14 protein-coding genes are annotated in these 19,218 nt (G+C 62.8%); 13 read left to right on the forward strand and 1 reads right to left on the reverse strand.

Translation table 11 applies throughout. The features are described 5' to 3' along the window. Positions 1-27: 27 nt before the first annotated feature. The 6 genes from smc to nadE all read left to right on the forward strand — a co-directional run bounded on the left by smc (position 28) and on the right by nadE (position 9,546). Entirely contained in the window at positions 28-3,486 is a 3,459-nt protein-coding gene (gene smc, locus NKH42_RS05565; RefSeq protein WP_352751046.1) for a chromosome segregation protein SMC, read from the forward strand. Between the two features lie 109 nt (positions 3,487-3,595). Beyond that, positions 3,596-4,567, forward strand: coding sequence for an NAD-dependent epimerase/dehydratase family protein (locus NKH42_RS05570; RefSeq protein ID WP_352737047.1), 972 nt, complete (start codon positions 3,596-3,598; stop codon positions 4,565-4,567). A gap of 184 nt (positions 4,568-4,751) precedes the next feature. Continuing rightward, the gene (gene asnB, locus NKH42_RS05575) at positions 4,752-6,689 is read left to right on the forward strand and encodes an asparagine synthase (glutamine-hydrolyzing) (protein ID WP_352737046.1); all 1,938 of its coding nucleotides are present in this window, start codon (positions 4,752-4,754) and stop codon (positions 6,687-6,689) included. Between the two features lie 19 nt (positions 6,690-6,708). After that, positions 6,709-6,972, forward strand: coding sequence for an acyl carrier protein (locus tag NKH42_RS05580; protein ID WP_254818658.1), 264 nt, complete (start codon positions 6,709-6,711; stop codon positions 6,970-6,972). A 22-nt stretch (positions 6,973-6,994) separates the two neighbouring features. Beyond that, on the forward strand, positions 6,995-8,542 hold the full coding sequence (locus tag NKH42_RS05585) for a class I adenylate-forming enzyme family protein (RefSeq protein WP_352973976.1): 1,548 nt from the start codon (positions 6,995-6,997) through the stop codon (positions 8,540-8,542). Further along, on the forward strand, positions 8,539-9,546 hold the full coding sequence (gene nadE / locus NKH42_RS05590) for an NAD(+) synthase (protein WP_352701589.1): 1,008 nt from the start codon (positions 8,539-8,541) through the stop codon (positions 9,544-9,546). Before NKH42_RS05585 ends, nadE begins: the two co-directional genes overlap by 4 nt. A gap of 47 nt (positions 9,547-9,593) precedes the next feature. Here nadE and NKH42_RS05595 read toward each other — a convergent pair whose 3' ends face one another. Next, positions 9,594-10,709, reverse strand: a complete 1,116-nt coding sequence (locus tag NKH42_RS05595) for a hypothetical protein (protein WP_352505197.1) — start codon at positions 10,707-10,709, stop codon at positions 9,594-9,596. Between the two features lie 516 nt (positions 10,710-11,225). Between NKH42_RS05595 and NKH42_RS05600 the strand changes: the two genes are divergently transcribed. From NKH42_RS05600 to NKH42_RS05630, 7 genes are read left to right on the forward strand one after another with little or no spacing between them, the layout of a single operon-like run. Continuing rightward, positions 11,226-12,353: a transporter substrate-binding protein gene (locus NKH42_RS05600; RefSeq protein ID WP_352505196.1), complete on the forward strand. Its 1,128-nt coding sequence runs from the start codon at positions 11,226-11,228 to the stop codon at positions 12,351-12,353. Then, positions 12,350-12,952: an ANTAR domain-containing response regulator gene (locus NKH42_RS05605; protein ID WP_352476692.1), complete on the forward strand. Its 603-nt coding sequence runs from the start codon at positions 12,350-12,352 to the stop codon at positions 12,950-12,952. The genes NKH42_RS05600 and NKH42_RS05605 overlap by 4 nt, the downstream gene beginning before the upstream one ends. A 19-nt stretch (positions 12,953-12,971) precedes the next feature. Beyond that, complete coding sequence (locus NKH42_RS05610) at positions 12,972-13,838, forward strand: ABC transporter permease (protein ID WP_254818659.1); 867 nt, start codon at positions 12,972-12,974, stop codon at positions 13,836-13,838. Then, positions 13,835-14,755: an ABC transporter permease gene (locus NKH42_RS05615; RefSeq protein ID WP_352505195.1), complete on the forward strand. Its 921-nt coding sequence runs from the start codon at positions 13,835-13,837 to the stop codon at positions 14,753-14,755. Before NKH42_RS05610 ends, NKH42_RS05615 begins: the two co-directional genes overlap by 4 nt. Positions 14,756-14,787: 32 nt before the next feature. Next, positions 14,788-16,431, forward strand: a complete 1,644-nt coding sequence (locus NKH42_RS05620; protein ID WP_352737044.1) for an ABC transporter substrate-binding protein — start codon at positions 14,788-14,790, stop codon at positions 16,429-16,431. Then, on the forward strand, positions 16,421-17,365 hold the full coding sequence (locus tag NKH42_RS05625) for an acetamidase/formamidase family protein (RefSeq protein ID WP_352476695.1): 945 nt from the start codon (positions 16,421-16,423) through the stop codon (positions 17,363-17,365). The genes NKH42_RS05620 and NKH42_RS05625 overlap by 11 nt, the downstream gene beginning before the upstream one ends. Beyond that, complete coding sequence (locus NKH42_RS05630; protein ID WP_352737043.1) at positions 17,362-19,158, forward strand: ABC transporter ATP-binding protein; 1,797 nt, start codon at positions 17,362-17,364, stop codon at positions 19,156-19,158. Before NKH42_RS05625 ends, NKH42_RS05630 begins: the two co-directional genes overlap by 4 nt. Positions 19,159-19,218: the final 60 nt, after the last annotated feature.

The following is a 19,218-nucleotide window of genomic DNA, read 5'->3' on the forward strand; positions in this document are numbered from 1 at the left end:
GCGAAACTTGGCTATGGGCCGGCGCGAATGAAGTTCTCGCGCCTTCGCCTGCTCGGCTTCAAATCCTTCGTAGAACCCGGCGAGTTCGTCATCGAACGCGGCCTGACCGGCATCGTCGGGCCGAATGGCTGCGGCAAGTCGAACCTGGTCGAGGCGCTGCGCTGGGTTATGGGCGAAAGCTCCTACAAGAACATGCGTGCGTCCGGCATGGACGACGTCATCTTTTCCGGTTCCGGAACACGACCGGCCCGCAACACCGCTGAAGTCACGCTTTTTCTCGACAACAGCGACCGTAGCGCGCCCTCGGCCTTCAATGATGCAGACGAGTTGCAGGTTTCGCGCCGCATCGAACGCGAGGCGGGTTCGCTCTACCGCATCAACGGCAAGGAAGCCCGCGCCAAGGATGTGCAGCTGCTGTTCGCCGACCAGTCGACCGGCGCGCGTTCGCCATCGATGGTCGGGCAGGGCCGCATCGGCGAGCTGATCCAGGCAAAGCCGCAGGCGCGCCGCGCGCTGCTGGAAGAGGCAGCCGGAATTTCCGGCCTGCACACACGGCGCCACGAAGCCGAGCTGCGGCTGAAGGCGGCGGAACAGAACCTCGAAAGGCTGGACGACGTCGTCGGCGAGCTGGAAAGCCAGATCGAAAGCCTGAAACGCCAGGCCCGCCAAGCCTCGCGCTTCAAGAACCTGTCGGCCGACATCCGCAAGGCCGAAGCGACGCTGCTGCATCTTCGCTGGACGCTGGCCAAGACGCAGGAAGGCGAAGCGCGTTCGGCGCTGGCGATTGCCACCGCGCTGGTCGGCGACCGTGCCGCCGCCCAGATGGCTGCCGCCAGGGAACAAGGCATCAACGCCCACCGGCTGCCGGACCTGCGCGATGCCGAAGCCGCTGCCGCCGCAGCCTTCCAGCGTCTGTCGATCGCCAAGGCGCAGATCGAGGAAGAGGCAGGCCGCATCCGCGCCCGCCAGGCAGAGCTCGACCGCCGACTGCAACAGCTTGATGGCGACCTTGCCCGCGAGGAGCGCATGGTCCGCGACAATGCCGATATCCTCGAACGTCTCGCCGCCGAAGAAGCCGTGCTCAACGTCGAAAACGCCGGCGCCGCCGAGCGCGAGGCCAGCACCCGCGCGGCTGTCGAGCAGGCGGCATCGACGCTTGCCTCGAGCGAGGCCAAGCTCGCCGCGCTGACCGACGAACGGGCCGAGGCCGCCGCCTCGCGCAACCAGATCGAACGGACGCTGCGCGACGCCGCTGAGCGCCGCGACCGCTTTGCCCGCCAGCTCGCCGATGTGGACCGCGAATTGTCGGAGATTGTCTCCAGGGTCGCCGGCCTGCCCGATCCCGCCGAGAAGCGGCTGCTGGTCGAACAGGCGCTGGCACTGCTCGAAGGGGCCGAGGCAGCAGCGATTGCAGCCGAACGGGCGGTCGCCGAGGCGCGTGCGGGCGAAGGTGCTGCCCGCCCACCAGTTCAGGACGCAAAAGCCGAGCTGGCGCGGATCGAAACCGAGGCCCGCACGCTTGCCAAGATCCTCAATGCTGCGAGCGGCGACTTGTTTCCCTCGGTACTGGAGCAGATCAGCGTCGAGCGCGGCTACGAGACGGCGCTGGGTGCCGCACTTGGCGAAGATCTCGACGTGCCGCTCGACCGCAGCGCGCCGGTGCATTGGGGCCAGAGCGAAATCCAGCCCGGCGACGCCGCGTTGCCCGAAGGCATAAAGAGCCTCGCCAGCGTGGTGCGCGCGCCGGCGCAGCTGGCCCGCCGGCTGGCCCAGATCGGCATTGTCGAAGCCGCCGACGGAAGAAGGCTGCAGACGCTGCTTGCTCCCGGGCAGCGATTGGTCAGCCGCGAAGGCGCGCTGTGGCGCTGGGACGGCTTTACCGCCAGCGCCGATGCGCCGACCGCTGCCGCGCAGCGGCTGGCGCAGAAAAACCGGCTGGCCGAACTCGACGCCGAAGCCGTCCATGCCACCCGCATCCTGCGCGACGCCGAACAGGCTCTTGCCCGGGCCGAACAGGTGCTTGCCCAGGCGAGCGAAGCCGAACGCTCCGCTCGACAGGCCGGGCGCGACGCCCAGCACGGGCTGGACGCCGCTCGCAATGCGCTGGCCGAGGCCGAAAAGGCCGGCGGCGAACTGTCGAGCCGGCGTGCAGCACTTGACGAGGCGCGCGCCCGCATTGTCGACAGCCATGAGGAAACGGCGACAGCATTCGTCGAGGCGGAAATGCTGCTGCAGGACGCGCCCGATCTCGGCGATCTGCAGTCGCAACTCGACCAGTCGGCCGCCAACGTCGCCCGCGACCGCGCCGCCCTTGCCGATGCGCGCGCCGTTCACGAGGGCCTGAAGCGGGAAGCCGAGGCACGTGCGCGCCGGCTCGACGCCATCGGCGCGGAACGGCGCAACTGGGTGGAGCGCGCCGAAAACGCGTCGACGCAGATCGCAGCGCTCGGCGAACGCAAGGCCGAGGCCGAGGCCGAGCGCGAGCGGCTGGCCGACGCACCCGACGAGATCGACGCCAAGCGGCGCGCCTTGCTGTCGCAGCTCGCCGAGGCCGAAAGCCTGCGCAAGGCTGCCGGCGACCGCTTGCAGGAAGCGGAGAACCGGCAGTCCGAGCTGGACAAGGCTGCGACCGCTGCCATCCAATCGCTCGCCGAAGCGCGCGAAACGCGTGTTCGCGCCGAAGAGCGGCTGACCGCCGCCGACGAGCGTCGGCTGGAAGTCGAAGCGCGCATCCAGGAAACGCTGAACACGCCGCCGCATCTGGTGATCCGCCACACCGGCCTCGAACCCGACAGCCCGATGCCCGAAATGGCCGAGATCGAGCGTCAGCTCGACCGGCTGAAGGTCGAGCGCGAACGGTTGGGCGCCGTCAATTTGCGCGCCGAAGAAGAGCAGAAGGAACTGTCGGACCGGCTGGAGACCATCGTTTCCGAGCGCGACGACATCATCGAGGCGATCCGTAAGCTGCGGCAGGCGATCCACAGCCTGAACCGTGAAGGCCGCGAGCGGCTGCTCGCTGCCTTCGAGGTGGTCAACGGCCATTTTCAACGGCTGTTTTCGCATCTGTTCGGCGGCGGCACCGCCGAGCTGCAACTGATCGAGTCCGACGATCCGCTCGAAGCCGGGCTCGAGATCCTGGCGCGACCGCCCGGCAAGAAGCCGCAGACGATGACGCTGCTGTCGGGCGGCGAGCAGGCGTTGACGGCGATGTCGCTGATCTTCGCCGTGTTCCTGACCAATCCGGCGCCGATCTGCGTGCTCGACGAAGTCGACGCGCCGCTCGACGACCACAATGTCGAACGCTTCTGCAATCTGATGGACGAAATGGCCGCAACCACCGAAACGCGCTTCGTCATCATCACACACAACCCGATCACCATGGCGCGCATGGACCGGCTGTTCGGGGTAACCATGGCCGAGCAAGGCGTCAGCCAACTGGTGTCGGTTGACCTGCAGGCGGCCGAAGCCATGCGCGAGGCAAGCTGACGCATCAGCTTAATGGTGGTCTCCACCTCGGCTTTCGACTATAGCACGACGAAATGGGCCGGATCTGCCGCTCCAGATACCGGCCCGGCTATGCGCGTGGAGAAGCTTGTTGCCTATACTTGTCACCGGTGCCGCGGGGTTCATTGGCAGTCACGTTTGCCACTATCTGCTCGACCGGGGACAAGCGGTCGTCGGCGTCGACAACATGAACGACTATTACGACCTGGCGCTCAAAAAGGGGCGGCTTGCCCGCCTTCTGCCCCGCAAGGATTTTTCGTTCCACCAGCTCGATATTGCCGAACAGGGCGCGCTTGCGGCTGCTCTGGCCGGGCAAGGCATCGTCAGGATCGTGCATCTCGCCGCGCAGGCCGGTGTGCGTCACTCACTCGACAATCCGCGGCTCTATGTCCGCTCCAATGTCATGGGCCACCTCGAAGTGCTCGAATTCTGTCGCGCCGAGCCGGCATTCGAGCATCTGGTCTATGCCTCGTCGAGCTCGGTGTATGGCGGCAACCGCAGCGTGCCGTTCAGCGAAGCCGATCAGGTCGACAAGCCCGTTTCGCTCTACGCCGCCACCAAGAAAACCGATGAGTTGATGAGCCACACCTACGCCCATCTGTTCGGCATACCGCAGACCGGCCTGCGGTTTTTCACGGTCTATGGTCCTTGGGGCCGCCCCGACATGGCCTATTGGATGTTCACCCGGGCGATGCTCGAGGGCAAGCCGATCCGGGTTTTCAACAATGGCGAAATGTGGCGCGATTTCACCTACATAGACGATGTGGTTAAGGCGGTCGTCGCCGTGCTCGACAAGCCGCCGGCAGCCGACGTTCCGCCGAACAGGCTCTACAATGTCGGCAACAACCGGCCGGTGCGTCTGGGCGACTTCATCGACATTCTGGAAAGGCTGCTCAAGGTCAAGGCAATCCGCCACAACGAGCCGATGCAGGCGAGCGACGTCGAGAAGACTTACGCCGACATGAGCGCGCTGGAGCGGGATTTCGGCTTCAGGCCTAGCGTTTCGATAGAGGACGGGCTGAAGAAGTTTGTCGACTGGTACCGGCCATACTCGAAGCAGTGATTTGCACCACTCGCCGTGACGCCTTCAAGCGGGACACCTGGAGTGGGCACAAGCCGGTCCGCAAAAGCATCGTTTTGTCCTAACATCCTGTTAACCACATGCTCGCTGAAAGGTATCCGATTAACCTTTGAGGCGCTTATGACGGCTATGTTTCGTGGCTTGCTGTTCAATATGAGCTGTGTGGATGTGCGGATTCGGGGGCTATTTCGGTTCAGTCCGGGATGCGGAAGCTTTGCTTGCGCGCATGACGTCCGCGATCGCCCATCGCGGACCGGATGAACAAGGCAAATTCGTAGCGCCCGAGGCTGGACTCGGGCATGCGCGGCTGTCGGTGATCGGAATTGGTGATGGCCAGCAGCCGATGTCCGACGAAACCGGCAATTTGACGATTGCGTTCAACGGCGAGATTTTCAATTACGTGGAATTGCGCGAAGGGCTGCTGGCCAAAGGCCGACGCTTCCGCACGTCGAGCGACACCGAGGTTCTCCTGCAGCTGTATGAGGAAATGGGCGAAGACTGCCTCCCGCTCCTGAACGGTGATTTCGCCTTCGCGATTTGGGATAGCCGGCGGCGGCGGATGGTGCTTGCAAGAGACCGCATGGGTGTTAGGCCGCTGTTCTACACCAGCAAGGACGGGGTGGTCTACTTTGCGTCCGAGATAAAAGCCCTGCTGAAGGTACCCGGCATCTCTGCCGAAATCGATCCGATTGCACTCGACCAGATCTTTACGCTTTGGGCGCCGATCGCGCCACGCACGGCTTTCCGGGATATCCACGAGCTGGAGCCGGCAAGCGTAATGATCGCGACCGAGGGGCAAGTGACGGTCAAACCATACTGGCATCTGGACTATCCTCATCGAGATGCGCCATCGAAGATCACCAATGAGGACGACGCGGCCGAGGAACTGCGGACCTTGTTGACCGACGCGGTGAGGCTTCGCATGCGCGCCGACGTGCCGGTCGGTTCTTACCTTTCGGGCGGGCTCGATTCATCCCTCGTTTCGGCACTCGCGGCCGGCATGACTCCTCTTAAGCTGCAGACATTTTCCGTAACGTTCGACAGCGGCGAGCATGACGAAAGCGCCTTCCAGACCGAAATGGCGTCAGCACTTGGCACGCGCCATCGAACCATAGCCTGTCGTGCCGGTGATATCGCCGGCGTGTTTCCCGAAGTCATCCGCTTTACCGAGCGGCCGATCATCCGCACCGCCCCGGCCCCCCTCTATCAACTGTCCGGCCTCGTTCGCCAGGCCGGTTTGAAAGTGGTGCTGACAGGCGAAGGCGCCGACGAAGTCTTTGCCGGCTATGATGTCTTCAAGGAAGCGCGGGTTCGCCGTTTCTGCGGACGACAGCCGGCATCGCGCATAAGACCACAGCTGTTCCGGAAGCTTTATCCCTATCTGCCAGGTCTGCAGCAGCAGTCCGTAGAGTACCTGGCCGCGTTCTTCGGCACCGGCAGCGCAGCCCTGGACGATCCGCTGTTCTCGCATCGGCCGCGTTTCAAGACCACATCAGCGGCCAAGATGTTTTTCTCCGGTGACCTGCGTGCGACATTGAAGGGCTACGACGCAGCCGAGGAACTGGCCGGCCGGTTGCCTGAGGCGTTTTCCCGGTGGCATCCGCTGCATCAAGCGCAATATCTCGAAACCCGCTTTCTCCTGCCGGGCTACATCCTCTCCAGCCAGGGCGATCGCATGGCCATGGCGCATGGTATCGAAGGGCGTTTCCCCTTCCTTGACCATCGCTTGGTGGAGTTTGCGGCAAGACTTCCGCCGGAGATGAAGCTCAAGGGACTGGTGGAAAAACACATACTGCGCAAAGTTGCCAAGCACCTGCTTCCGACGGCCATCAGCGAGCGCACCAAACAGCCTTACCGGGCGCCGGAAGCCCGCTCCTTCGTTGGACCCGGAGAACTGGACTACATACGCGACTCGTTGAGCGAGGCAAGCATCGCCGCCGGAGGACTATTCAACGCCAAGGCGGTGGCGAACCTGCACGAGAAATGCCGCTTGCAGCCCGCGTCCGGATTCCGCGACAATGCGGCTTTCGTCGGCATTTTGTCGACGCAGCTGTGGCAGAAGATTTTCACCGGCGAAAAGGTCGGTGCAGCACGAGCGGCCTGAGAAATCGAGGGAATGAAAAATCATGGTAGCAATCAAGGACAAGGTCAAAACCTTTATCGTCGACAACTTCTTGTTCGGCGACACGTCCTACGAGCTTGCGGACTCCGCGTCACTGATCGAAAACGGCATCATCGATTCGACGGCCGTGTTGGAGCTCGTGGCATTTATAGAGGATGATTTCGGCATAGCGATGGTCGATGCCGACATCGTACCGGCCAATCTGGATTCGATTGACCGCATCTCAGCCTTCATCAAGGCAAAAGCAGAAGCGCTGGCAGCGTAGGCGCCATCGGCGAGGAGCGTCCGTGCGAATCGAACATTTTCTGACGGCGAAAGCCGCTGCCGATCCAGCCAAAACGGCATTGATCACCGAGCACAAAAGGCTGTGCTACGAAGAGCTGGACGATCTCTCGAGCCGCCTGGCCGCCGCCCTTTTCATGAATGGCGTCAGGCGCGACGACCGGGTCCTGATCTTCATGGACAATTGCTGGGAGGCTGCGGTTTCGATTTTCGCGGTTCTTAAAGCAGGCGCGACTTTCAGTCCGATCAACGCATCCACTAAGGCCGAAAAGCTGGCCTACATTATCACCGATTGCGATGCGGCCGCGATTCTCACTCAAGCAAAACTGATGCCCGTGGTCGCGGAGGCGTCAAGATACTCCGGCAAGACCGGTATCTTCGTGGCTTCCACCGTTGCTGCCGATAACCAATGCCCGGCAGGAGCCACATCCCTGGCGGATTGCTTGACGTTTCAAGCCGGGGAGATTGACCATCGCGGCATTGACGTCGATCTTGCGATGTTGATCTACACCTCGGGCTCGACCGGCCGGCCCAAGGGTGTGATGATGACGCACCGCAATTGCGACGCGGCGGCCGACTCCATCACCACTTATCTGCGCAACTCGCCCGACGACATCATCTTGAATGTTCTGCCGCTCGCCTTCGACTACGGCCTCTATCAGTTGCTGATGGCCGTCAGGCTCGGCGCCACGCTCGTGCTCGAGAAGTCCTTCGCTTTTCCCCAGGCGGTCTTTGAACGCATCCGCCAGGAACGAGTCGCCGGGCTTCCGCTCGTGCCCACGATGGCAGCGATGATCCTGCAGATGCGTGATCTGGCGCCGGGCTTCCTGCCCAGCCTTCGCTATATTTCCAACACGGCGGCTGCCTTGCCGCCCTCTCACATAGAACGCCTTCGGTTCCTTTTCCCCGGTGTCAGGCTCTATTCGATGTATGGCCTGACGGAATGCAAGCGCTGCACCTATCTGCCGCCCGAGGAGCTCGACCGCCGGCCGGGCTCGGTCGGAATAGCCATTCCGAACACCGAAGCCTTTGTCGTCGACGACCACGGGCAACGGGTGCCGCCGGGCGTAGCAGGCGAGCTGATCATTCGCGGGCCGCACGTCATGCAGGGTTATTGGCGAAACGAAGCTGCGACAGCACGAGCCCTGCGCCCGGGTCCGAACCCTTGGGAGAAGGTTCTCTACACCGGCGATCTGTTCAGGGCCGATGAGGAGGGCTTCCTTTATTTCGTCGGCCGCAAGGACGACATCATAAAGTCGCGGGGGGAGAAGGTGGCGCCCAAGGAAGTGGAAGCCGTGCTTCACGCTCATCCGGGCATCGCGGAAGCGGTGGTTGTCGGTGTGCCGGATCCCGTGCTCGGGCATTCGATCGGCGCAGTTATCGTACGGTCCGACCCGGCGCTTAGCGAAAAGGATATCATCCGTCACTGTGCACGCCACCTTGAGGACTTCATGGTCCCCAAGGTCATCGAGTTCCGCCGGGAACTGCCGAAGACTGATACCGGCAAGGTCAGCCGTCGGCTTGCGGCAGAAACCATGGAGGCCGCGCAATGAATGTTCGCCCGACCGAGGATGCGCGGACCTTTCTGACGCAGGCTCTGGCAATCGACCTGATCACCGAAACGGACCGTATCGTAACGGCCTTGCGCCAGCAGTTGCGCGGGCTTCGCAAGCGGGGCCTTGTGCTCGGTCTTTCGGGCGGGATCGATTCGAGCGTGTCGGTCGCGTTGGCGGCACGAGCCGTCGGGCCCAAGAATGTGCTTTGCCTGTTCATGCCGGAAAGCGATTCCGATCCTGAAAGCCTGCGGCTCGGCCGCCTCGTCGCCGAAACTTTCGGTGTCGAGGCTGTGACGGAGGATATAGGGCCGATCCTGCGCGCAATGGGCTGCTACAAGCGTCGCGACGCCTTCATCCGCGAAGTGGTCCCGGAATACGGCGAAGGCTGGGCCTCGAAGATCGTCATCGCGAACGCGCTCGAGGGCGGGGGTTACAACATCTCATCCCTGGTGGTGCAGGATCCGGACGGCAAGCAGACGAAACTGAGAATGCCGCTGCCTGTCTATCTCGGCGTCGTCGCCGCTACCAATATGAAACAACGCACCCGCAAGCAGATTGAATACTATCACGCCGACCGCCTGAATTTCGCCGTTCTTGGAACACCGAACCGGCTGGAATACGATCAGGGTTTCTTCGTGAAGAACGGTGACGGCGCCGCGGACGTCAAGCCGATCGCCCATCTCTATAAAACGCAGGTCTATGCGCTTGCGGCCCATCTCGGTGTTCCGGAGGAAATCCTTAACCGGCCTCCGACCACCGATACCTACTCGCTGGCGCAGACCCAGGAGGAGTTTTACTTCTCGCTTCCTTATGACCGCATGGATCTGTGCCTTTACGGTCTCAACAACGGCGTGGCGGCTGAGGTAGTGGGGCAGGCGGCGGGGTTGGCCGCCACACAAGTGGAAAGCGTCTGGGCCGATATCATCGCCAAACGCAGGGCGACGCGTTATCTGCACCAGCGTCCGCAACTCGTTGATGTCGTCGAGGAAATCGGCACCTGACAAACAGGTAGAGCGGTGTGCACGGTTCGATTTGCATGCATCCCGCTCTAGCTGAAACGGGTGCCGATCAGCCGGCTCCATTGCTCGCCCGCAAGCCCGTTCAGGAAAACTTGCGAGTTCTTCATGGCGTCCAACAGCTCTGGATCACGTGAATGCACCACCGTTGAAGCAACGGTCAGGAAAGCGATCCGTCGTCCAAGCATCGCCTCTAGAAGTGCAGGTTGAACACGTCCGCGCAGGCCGCTGACGCCGCGCGCGGCGGCATGATCGATCAGGCAGTCTATCACGGAGCCCGCCTGGCCGGGCAGGGCGAGGATCTGCAGCACGCGGCCAATTTCATACTTCCGTGCGTAATAGGCGAAAGCGCCGACATTGGTGCCGACTGGCGACGTCACGCAAACGTAGACAAGCTCGCCCAGATCCGGCTTTTGTGCGGCATCGGTCAGGATGTGGTTGAGTTGGTCTTCCGTCCATTCCGGGCGTAGCGCGAAACGCGCGATAAACGGCTCGATTAGCTTGGCAAATGTGTGGCTGTCGATTTCGGACATGCGAAATCCCCCGTGACCTGCCCCGTCCGCCGCCACACCCGACCAGCGTCGTTCGCTGGACGTCATCCTCCTGCAATAGAATCGGTCGACGGCACGCGCCAACGGATTGAGCACTCGGGCAAGCTCCATGCGATTGGCGGAAAGGCTGAGCATGAAGGTCGCTGGCCGCATCACACGCACCCAGTCGAGGCTGTATTGCGGCAGGACCACGCCGCGCAGCCGGGTCCACAATTTCACCGAGATATCGTTGGCCGTCTCGCTGAAGGAGATGTCCTGCGGACCATCCAGGTAAGCTTTCAGCAAGCGGGCGCCGGCCAGCGGGTCGTGCTCATGGTCCTCGACCATGAGCGAGCTACAGATGGCGGCGCGTACTTGACGGCCGTTGAACGTCATCGGCAACACATGAACACCGACAAACCCGGAGACACGACCGGCGTCGTTGACGTGGACAAGCGACCGGAGGCTATCTCCGCAACCGGGCGCATCCAGATAAAACCGTTTCATGTATTCCACGAGAGAGGCCGGCGCTTCGGTCCTTTCCTTCAGCAGCACGCGTTGAAACATGTTCGCGACTGCTGGGAGATCGGCGCCTTGCAAGGCGCGAATGACGCTCAAGCCCGGCTCCCGCCACCAAAGTTCCACCCACCGAGCTTCCGGGCCAAGGCGACACGAGGCACGAGAACATCGGGCGCGCGTTCCAATTCGGCGCCCATGAAGCCGTGGAACCTCGGCCAGTTGCGATCGCCCGGGTGACCGAACGGAATGCTGAATTGCTGCGGCAAGGTGAACCCTTTGCTTGACCGACGAAAAACCGGCGTCATTGCTGCTAGCAGATTCAGGTAAACCGATATTAAAGTCGTTGCTTTGAATGGTAGCGAACCTGGTTGTCCGGGCTCATACCTGGGCATCAGCAATTTTGGTTCCTGGCGGACTCCATACGACCGGCGTGAGTTGCGTGCTCCACGTCGAACCGTTGCGGCTAGCCAAAGTTTCGTGCGGCGGCTCTTGACTGGGAGCGCGGGCGGAATACGGTGAGGACAAATACCGGCTCTGGCCGCCGGGCGGCAAGAATGCCTCGTATGCCTCGCCTTGCGGCGGTGGCTGCGGGGCATTGTCATTTTGAGGCTTTGCTTGAAACGGCATATCGAGATCGGCATTCTCTATTCGCGGTCCGGCAACTACCGGCTGGTGTCCGACTCCTGCCGCGCGGGCGCGGTGAACGCCATCGCGGACGTCAATGCCGATCCCGCTGTCCCCTTCGAATTCGTCCCGGTTGAGCGCGACCCGCAGGGCAACATCGATCGGTATGCAAGCGGCTGCGCGGACATTCTCGCCAACAGTGGCGCGCGTCACATCATTGGCTGCGTCACCTCGTGGAGCCGCAAGGAGGTCATTCCAATCCTGGAAAGGGCAGGCGGCACGCTGTGGTACGCCTGCCCGTACGAAGGCTTCGAAGCCAACGAGCACGTCGTCTATACGCACGCCTGCCCCAATCAGCATCTCGTACCGCTGCTTGCCTATGTCGTGCCTCGTTTCGGCGCCGACGGCTTCCTGCTCGGTTCCAACTACATCTGGGGTTGGGAGACCAACCGTGTGGCGCGCGACCTGATTGCGGACGCCGGCGGCAAGGTGCTGGGCGAACGCTATCTGCCACTCGGCGAGGTCGACGTTGCGCGGCTGATCGCGGAGGTACAGGCGACGAGACCTGATTTCATTCTGAACAATCTCATCGGCCCTTCGTCCTATGCCTTTATCGCCGCCTATGCCGAGCTTGGCCGGCGCGACCCGCATTTCAGGCCGGAGCGTTGCCCGATCCTGTCCTGCAATCTCACGGAATGCGAATTGCCGGCGCTCAACGGGGCAGGCGATGGCCATCTTTCGGTTGGGCCCTATTTTCACGACATCTCAGGCGCGGATCGCGGAGCGGCTTCAGTGTCTTCCGTTATGCCTGCCTCATCCTTCGAGGCGGCGGCTTATGCCTCGGTGCGTACGCTCGCAGAGATACTCACCCGCAACCCCGGTGCACAATGGATGGACCTTCCCAAGGTCTTTGCCGGAACATCATTTCGAACGCCGCTGGGCGACATCGCCATCGACCCGCAAACCCAGCATGCTACGTTGCCGGTGCAGATCGGACGTATCGATGGAACATCGTTCAAAACGGTCACGCTGACGAAGGGCGTGGCACCCGATCCCTACCTTTCCCGCTATGACCGGACGGAGACGTTCGGGCGGCCACGCCTGCGGGTGGTGTCGTGAGCAAGATGGCGCGTATCCCGAACCTTGGAGGTGCCAGGGCTTTTGTCCTGCATCGTCCACATCCGACCGTGCAGGCGATCACAAGGCAATTGTCGGCCATCGGCCTTGAGGCGATTGGCTTCTGGCCGGAACTGCCGGCCGAAGCCTTGGCGGCGGACTTCGTCTTCTTCGACGTCGACCTCGGCTTTGACGAGCAATTTCCGTGGAAGCCGGGCGAGGCCCCGATGCCGCTGATAGCGCTGATCGGCTCCGAGGCGCCGGGGCGTGTCGAATGGGCACTGTCGCACAAGGCCGATGCCCAATTGCTGAAACCGGTCGGCAATGCCGGCGTCTATAGCGCGCTTTTGATCGCAAGGCAGAGTTTCGAGGCGCGCAAGCTTCTGGCCGGCGAGATCGCCTCGCTTCGTCAGCGGGTCGCGGAGCGCCAGACCATCGTACGCGCGGTGGAGGCCTTGTCGAAGGGCGCCGAGGACGGCCGTGCCTATGCGCAGCTCCGCTCGCTGGCGATGAGCTGGCAAATCAGCGTCGAGGAAGCCGCGCGCAGGATCGTGGCGATGACACAAGAAGAAGGCGACGATGACCAATCCGATCGCGCCTGAGCTTTCAGCTGCCGGGCGTATGCCAGCCAAGCCTCGCGCCGGCGTTTGGCGACGCCTGCTAAAACGGCCTCTCGCTTTGCTCGGCCTCGGGATTATTGCCCTTGTCTTGGCCGGCGCCATTCTTGCACCGTGGCTGACAGGCTACGATCCGAACGAGCAGATGTTCGACGGGCTCACGCTTGAAGGCGCGCCACTGCCGCCGGGAGCCCAGTTCTGGCTAGGCACCGACCTGCTTGGCCGCGACCTGCTGACGCGTCTCCTATTCGGCGCGCGCACGTCGCTGATCATCGGCATCGTCGCCAATGGCGTGGCGCTTCTGATCGGCACGCTGGTCGGCATCACCGCCGGCTATTTCCGCGGCTGGATCGGCAGCGCGCTTATGCGCTTCACCGATTTGATGATGGCTTTCCCGGCGCTGCTGCTCGCCATCTGCCTGGCGGCGGTGCTCCAGCCGAGCCTGTGGATCGTCGCCATGGTGATCGCATTGGTGAACTGGGTGCAGACCGCCCGCGTCATCTATACCGAGACAAGTTCGCTCTCCGAGCGCGAGTTCATCGATGCCGAGCGCACCATCGGCGCAAGCGCTCCACGTATCCTGTTTCGCCATATCCTGCCCCACCTTTTGCCGACAATCATCGTCTGGGGCACGCTCGGCATCTCGACGACGGTACTTCTGGAAGCGACGCTCAGCTATCTCGGCATCGGCGTGCAACCGCCGACTGCTTCCTGGGGCAACATCATCTTCGAAAATCAAACCTATTTTCAGGCAGCGCCCTGGCTTGTTTTCTTTCCGGGTGCGGCGATCCTGGCGCTGGCGCTAGCCTTTAACCTGGTCGGCGACGCGCTGCGCGACATCCTCGATCCGACGCAAAGGGGGCGGGCATGATCGCCTATCTCGGCCGCCGCGTTGTCCAGTCGGTTCTCATCTTGCTCGGCGTCTCCCTGATCACCTTTGCGCTGCTCTATCTGCTGCCCGCCGATCCTGTCCGCCAGATCGCCGGCCGCAGCGCAACGCCCGAGACGGTCGAGAGCATCCGCCGGCAGCTCGGTCTCGACCAGCCCTTTGTCGTCCAGTACTGGCACTACCTGACCAGCCTTCTCAGCGGTGATCTGGGGCGCTCCTACATTCAGCGTTCGGAGGTCACGGAGCTTATCGTCTCGCGGCTGCCGGCAAGCCTGCTGCTGATGGTCGGCGCCATTGCTTGCGAAGTCATGATCGGGCTGACGATGGGCCTCATCGCCGCCATCAAGCGTGGCACCGCCACCGACCAGTCGCTGATGGTCGCCTCCTTCGTCGGCGTCTCGGCACCGCAGTTCGTCGTCGGCCTGCTGCTGCTTTATGTATTCGCGGTGCAGCTCGGCTGGTTCCCGATCGGCGGTTACGGCACCTGGCGTCATCTGGTGCTGCCGTCGCTGACCATGGGAATTCTTGGCGCCGGCTGGTACGCCCGCATGATGCGCTCGTCGATGATCGACGTGCTGCGCCAGGATTACGTGCGTACCGCGCGTGCCAAGGGTCTTGCACGCAGCGCCATTATCTTCCGGCACGCGCTGCCCAACGCCATCCTGCCGGTCATCGCCATGATCGGCATCGACATCGGCATCTTCATGGGCGGCATCGTGGCTGTCGAAAGCGTGTTCGGCTGGCCAGGCATCGGCCAGCTAGCCTGGCAGGCCATTCAGCGCATCGACATTCCGATCATCATGGGGGTCACCTTGGTTTCGGCCTTTGCCATCGTGCTCGGCAATCTCCTGGCCGACACTGTCGCACCGTTCATCGACCCACGCATCAAGCTCAGATGAAAACCAAGAACACCAGAGAAAGGGAACATGACATGAGAAGATATCTGATATCCACCGTGGCAGCATCGGCGCTTGCGCTGGTGCTTGGCATGACGAGCGTACGCGCCGAAGACATTGTCGATCCGAATGCCAAGCAGGGCGGCGCGATCACCATCACCTACAAGGACGACGTCGCCACGCTCGATCCGGCCATCGGCTATGACTGGCAGAACTGGTCGATGATCAAGAGCCTGTTCGACGGGCTGATGGACTACGAGCCGGGCACCACCAACCTGCGGCCCGACCTTGCCGAGAGCTACGAGATTGCGCCTGATGGCAAGACCTTCACCTTCAAGCTGCGCCATGGAGTGAAATTCCACAACGGCCGCGAGATGACCGCCGACGACGTGAAATATTCGCTCGACCGGGTCACCAATCCAAAAACACAGAGCCCGGGTGCCGGCTTCTTCGGCTCGATCAAAGGCTATGACGATGTCGCTGCCGGCAAGGCGGAAAGCCTGGCCGGCATAACCGTCGTCGATCCCTACACGATCAAGTTCGAGCTGACCCGGCCCGACGCCACCTTCCTGCATGTCATGGCGATCAACTTCTCGCACGTCGTGCCGAAGGAAGAGGTCGAAAAATACGGCGCGGATTTCGGCAAGCATCCGGTCGGAACCGGCGCTTTCAAGCTCGCCGAATGGACGCTCGGCCAGCGCGTGGTCTTCGAGCGCAACCCGGATTACTGGCACAAAGGTCTGCCGCATCTCGACAAGATCACCTTTGAGATCGGCCAGGAGCCGATCGTGGCGCTGCTGCGGCTGCAGAAAGGCGAGATCGACGTTCCCGGCGACGGCATTCCCCCGGCGAAATTCCAGGAGGTGATGGCCGATCCCGAGCAGAAGGCCCGTGTCGTCGAGGGCGGCCAGTTGCACACCGGCTATATCACCATGAATACCACCATGGCGCCCTTCGACAATGTGAAGGTACGGCAGGCGGTCAACATGGCGATCAACAAGGACCGCATCGTCCAGCTGATCAACAACCGTGCGGTGCCGGCCAATCAGCCGTTGCCGCCGTCGATGCCTGGCTACGACAAGGAATTCAAGGGCTATCCCTATGACGTGAGCAAGGCCAAGGCTTTGCTTGCCGAGGCCGGGCATCCCGACGGATTTGACACGCAGTTGTTTGCCATGAACACCGATCCCAACCCGCGCATCGCGCAGGCCATTCAGCAGGATCTGGCGGCGGTCGGCATCAAGGCCAGTATCCAGTCGCTAGCGCAGGCCAACGTCATCGCCGCCGGCGGCGACAAGGCCGGTGCGCCGATGATCTGGTCCGGCGGCATGGCCTGGATCGCCGACTTCCCCGATCCGTCGAACTTCTACGGCCCGATCCTCGGCTGCGCTGGTGCCGTCCCGGGCGGCTGGAACTGGTCGTGGTATTGCAACAAGGACCTCGACGCCAAGGCAGCCGAAGCCGACTCCATCGTTGACCCGGCCAAGGCTGGCGAGCGCGCCAAGATGTGGAGTGAGATCTACGGCAAGATCATGGAAGACGCGCCTTGGGCACCGGTGTTCAACGAGCAGCGTTTCACCATGAAATCAGCCCGCATGGGTGGCGCCGACAACCTCTATGTCGACCCGGTCCACATCCCGATCAACTACGACAATGTGTATGTGACCGATGTGCAATAACTGCGACTACACCATCCACGGGCGCCACCATCATTTCGGCTGGGACAATTCCTTTGTCCCGGCCGAACGAGTGGCGCCAGGGTCGACGATCGAGTTCCAGTGCCTGGACTCGTCCGGCGGGCAGCTGACGATGGAGAGCACCGTCGACGACGTTGCTGTGCTCGATTTTGCCAAGGTGAACCCGGTCACTGGGCCGATCTATGTCGACGGGGCGGAGCCGGGCGACGCCCTGAAAATCACTATCGAGGCGTTCAAGCCGTCCGGCTTCGGGTGGACGGCAAATATCCCGGGATTCGGTCTGTTGGCGGATGACTTCACTCAACCGGCACTGAATATCTGGAAGTACGACGCCGCCTCGCTCGAACCGGCGCTGTTCGGCAGGAGCGGCCGGGTGCCGCTGAAGCCCTTCGCCGGCACCATCGGCAATGCCCCGGCTGAGCCGGGTCTGCATTCGGTGGTCCCGCCGCGGCGCGTGGGCGGCAATCTGGACATACGCGATCTCGCTGCCGGCACGGTGCTCTACCTGCCCGTAGAGGTCGCGGGAGCGTTGTTCTCGGTCGGCGACACGCACGCCGCGCAAGGCGACGGCGAGGTCTGCGGCACGGCAATCGAGAGCCCCATGAATGCCGTGCTGACGCTCGATCTGGTCAAGGATGCCCGGCTGCGGACGCCGCGTTTCACAACGCCCGGTCCGGTGTCGCGGCATCTCGACGCCAAGGGCTATGAGGTGACAACCGGTATCGGGCCGGATCTGATGGACGGCGCCAGGAGCGCCGTCTCCCAGATGATCGACCTGCTCTCCGGCCGCTACGGCATGGATCCGGTAGATGCCTACATGCTCGTCTCGGTTTGCGGTGACCTGCGCATCAGCGAGATCGTCGACATGCCCAACTGGGTGGTTTCGTTCTACTTCCCCCGCTGCGTCTTTGAATGAACGTGGAGGACATCAAACGATCCGGGCAGGCCGCCGCGGAGAGTGGCTCCATTAGGCCGGTACTCAGCGTCTCAGGTCTGAGCGTCGCCGTGCGTGGCGAGGAGGGCGAGCGCGACGTCGTTTCCGACCTGACATTCGGCCTGATGCGCGGCGAAACGCTTTGCATCGCCGGCGAGTCCGGTTCCGGCAAGTCGATGACGGCGCTGGCCATCATGGGCTTGCTGCCGCAGCCGGCCGCACGCATCAGATCAGGCTCCATCCGGCTCGGCGATCAGGATCTCGCGGCTCTCAGCGAGAGCGGCATGCGCCGCATCCGCGGCAACCGTATTGCAATGATCTTTCAGGAACCGATGACATCGCTCAATCCGGTTCTTTCCATCGGCCGTCAGCTTACGGAGGCGATCGAGGCACACACCTCGCTGTCGCGCTCCGACTCGCGGTTGAGGGCGCTCGAGGCGCTGAAGGCAGTCCGAATTCCGGATGCCGAACGGCGGCTCGAGCACTATCCGCACGAACTCTCAGGCGGCATGCGTCAGCGCGTGATGATTGCCATGGCTCTGGCCCTGAACCCGGATGTGCTGATCGCCGATGAGCCGACGACCGCCCTCGACGTCACGGTTCAGGGCGAGGTGCTGGAGCTGCTGCGCGACCTGCAGCGCGAGCACGGCACCAGTGTTATCCTGATCACGCACGACATGGGGGTCGTCGCCGAGATGGCGGACCGCGTCATTGTCATGCGCGACGGCCGGATGGTCGAGCAGGGCAGGGCGGCTGACATCTTCAATCGCCCGCAGGCCGACTATACGCGCGAGCTTCTGGCCGCCGTGCCGCGTATCGGCGGCGGACGGATGGCCGAAGACCGACAAGATGCCGCCAACATGCCGGCCGAGCTTGTACATGTCGGCGATCTTCACGTCCGCTTCGACCTGCGTGGCGGCTTCTTCGGCCGCGTTGACCGCAGGGTGCACGCGGTCGAAGGCGTCAGTTTCTCGATCGCGCCGCACGAAACCCTGTCGCTGGTCGGCGAATCGGGCTGCGGCAAGTCGACGACGGCCAAGGCGATCGCCGGGCTGGTGCCCTACATCGGCAGCATTTCAATCGGCGGCCAGGACTTGTCGGCACTCAGCCGAAAGGAGCGCAAGGCTGTCCGCCGCAATGTGCAGATGATCTTTCAGGATCCCTTCGCGTCCCTCGACCCGCGTATGCGAGTAGGCGATCTCGTCGCCGAGCCTCTGCTGATCCACGGCCTTGGCGACAGAGAGCAACGGCGTGCCCAGATCGCCGCCCTATTCGAACGCGTCGGCCTCTCCGCTGACCAGATGGAGCGCTATCCCCACGAATTCTCCGGCGGGCAGCGCCAGCGAATCTGTATTGCAAGGGCGCTGGCGCTGCGACCGAAGCTGATCATTGCCGACGAGAGCGTCTCTGCTCTCGACGTGTCGGTGCAAGCGCGCGTGTTAAGATTGCTGAAGGAACTGCAGCGCGAATTTGGCGTCGCATATCTCTTCATCTCGCACGACATGGCGGTGGTAGAAAACATCTCGGATCGCGTGGCGGTAATGTATCTGGGGCAGATCGTCGAGATGGGCACCCGCGACCAGATCTTCTCCAACCCGTGCCATCCTTACACAAAGCGGCTGATCGAAGCCGTTCCGGTTCCCGATCCAGGCCGCCGGCGCGCCCGGTTCGCCCGCTTGGACAGCGAAATTCCAAGCGCTGTGCGGCGCATCGGTGACGAGCCCCGGAAGCTCAAGCTTGAAGATGTTGGCGACGGCCACCTCGTCGCCACTTGAGCGAGCTTAGGCTACCTCGTCCAGCCAATCCGCAGAGGCTCGGGGACAGCAGCCTATGTG

The organism is Mesorhizobium sp. M1142 (assembly GCF_040318565.1).
In the GTDB taxonomy this organism is placed as follows: domain Bacteria; phylum Pseudomonadota; class Alphaproteobacteria; order Rhizobiales; family Rhizobiaceae; genus Mesorhizobium.

What these genes read in the sequence shown, in the direction of transcription:
- smc (WP_352751046.1), top strand. Translation starts at nt 28, where the DNA reads ATGAAGTTCTCGCGCCTTCGCCTGCTCGGCTTCAAATCCTTCGTAGAA.
- asnB (WP_352737046.1), top strand. Translation starts at nt 4,752, where the DNA reads ATGTGCGGATTCGGGGGCTATTTCGGTTCAGTCCGGGATGCGGAAGCT.
- nadE (WP_352701589.1), top strand. Translation starts at nt 8,539, where the DNA reads ATGAATGTTCGCCCGACCGAGGATGCGCGGACCTTTCTGACGCAGGCT.
- NKH42_RS05610 (WP_254818659.1), top strand. Translation starts at nt 12,972, where the DNA reads ATGCCAGCCAAGCCTCGCGCCGGCGTTTGGCGACGCCTGCTAAAACGG.
- NKH42_RS05615 (WP_352505195.1), top strand. Translation starts at nt 13,835, where the DNA reads ATGATCGCCTATCTCGGCCGCCGCGTTGTCCAGTCGGTTCTCATCTTG.
- NKH42_RS05620 (WP_352737044.1), top strand. Translation starts at nt 14,788, where the DNA reads ATGAGAAGATATCTGATATCCACCGTGGCAGCATCGGCGCTTGCGCTG.
- NKH42_RS05625 (WP_352476695.1), top strand. Translation starts at nt 16,421, where the DNA reads ATGTGCAATAACTGCGACTACACCATCCACGGGCGCCACCATCATTTC.
- NKH42_RS05630 (WP_352737043.1), top strand. Translation starts at nt 17,362, where the DNA reads ATGAACGTGGAGGACATCAAACGATCCGGGCAGGCCGCCGCGGAGAGT.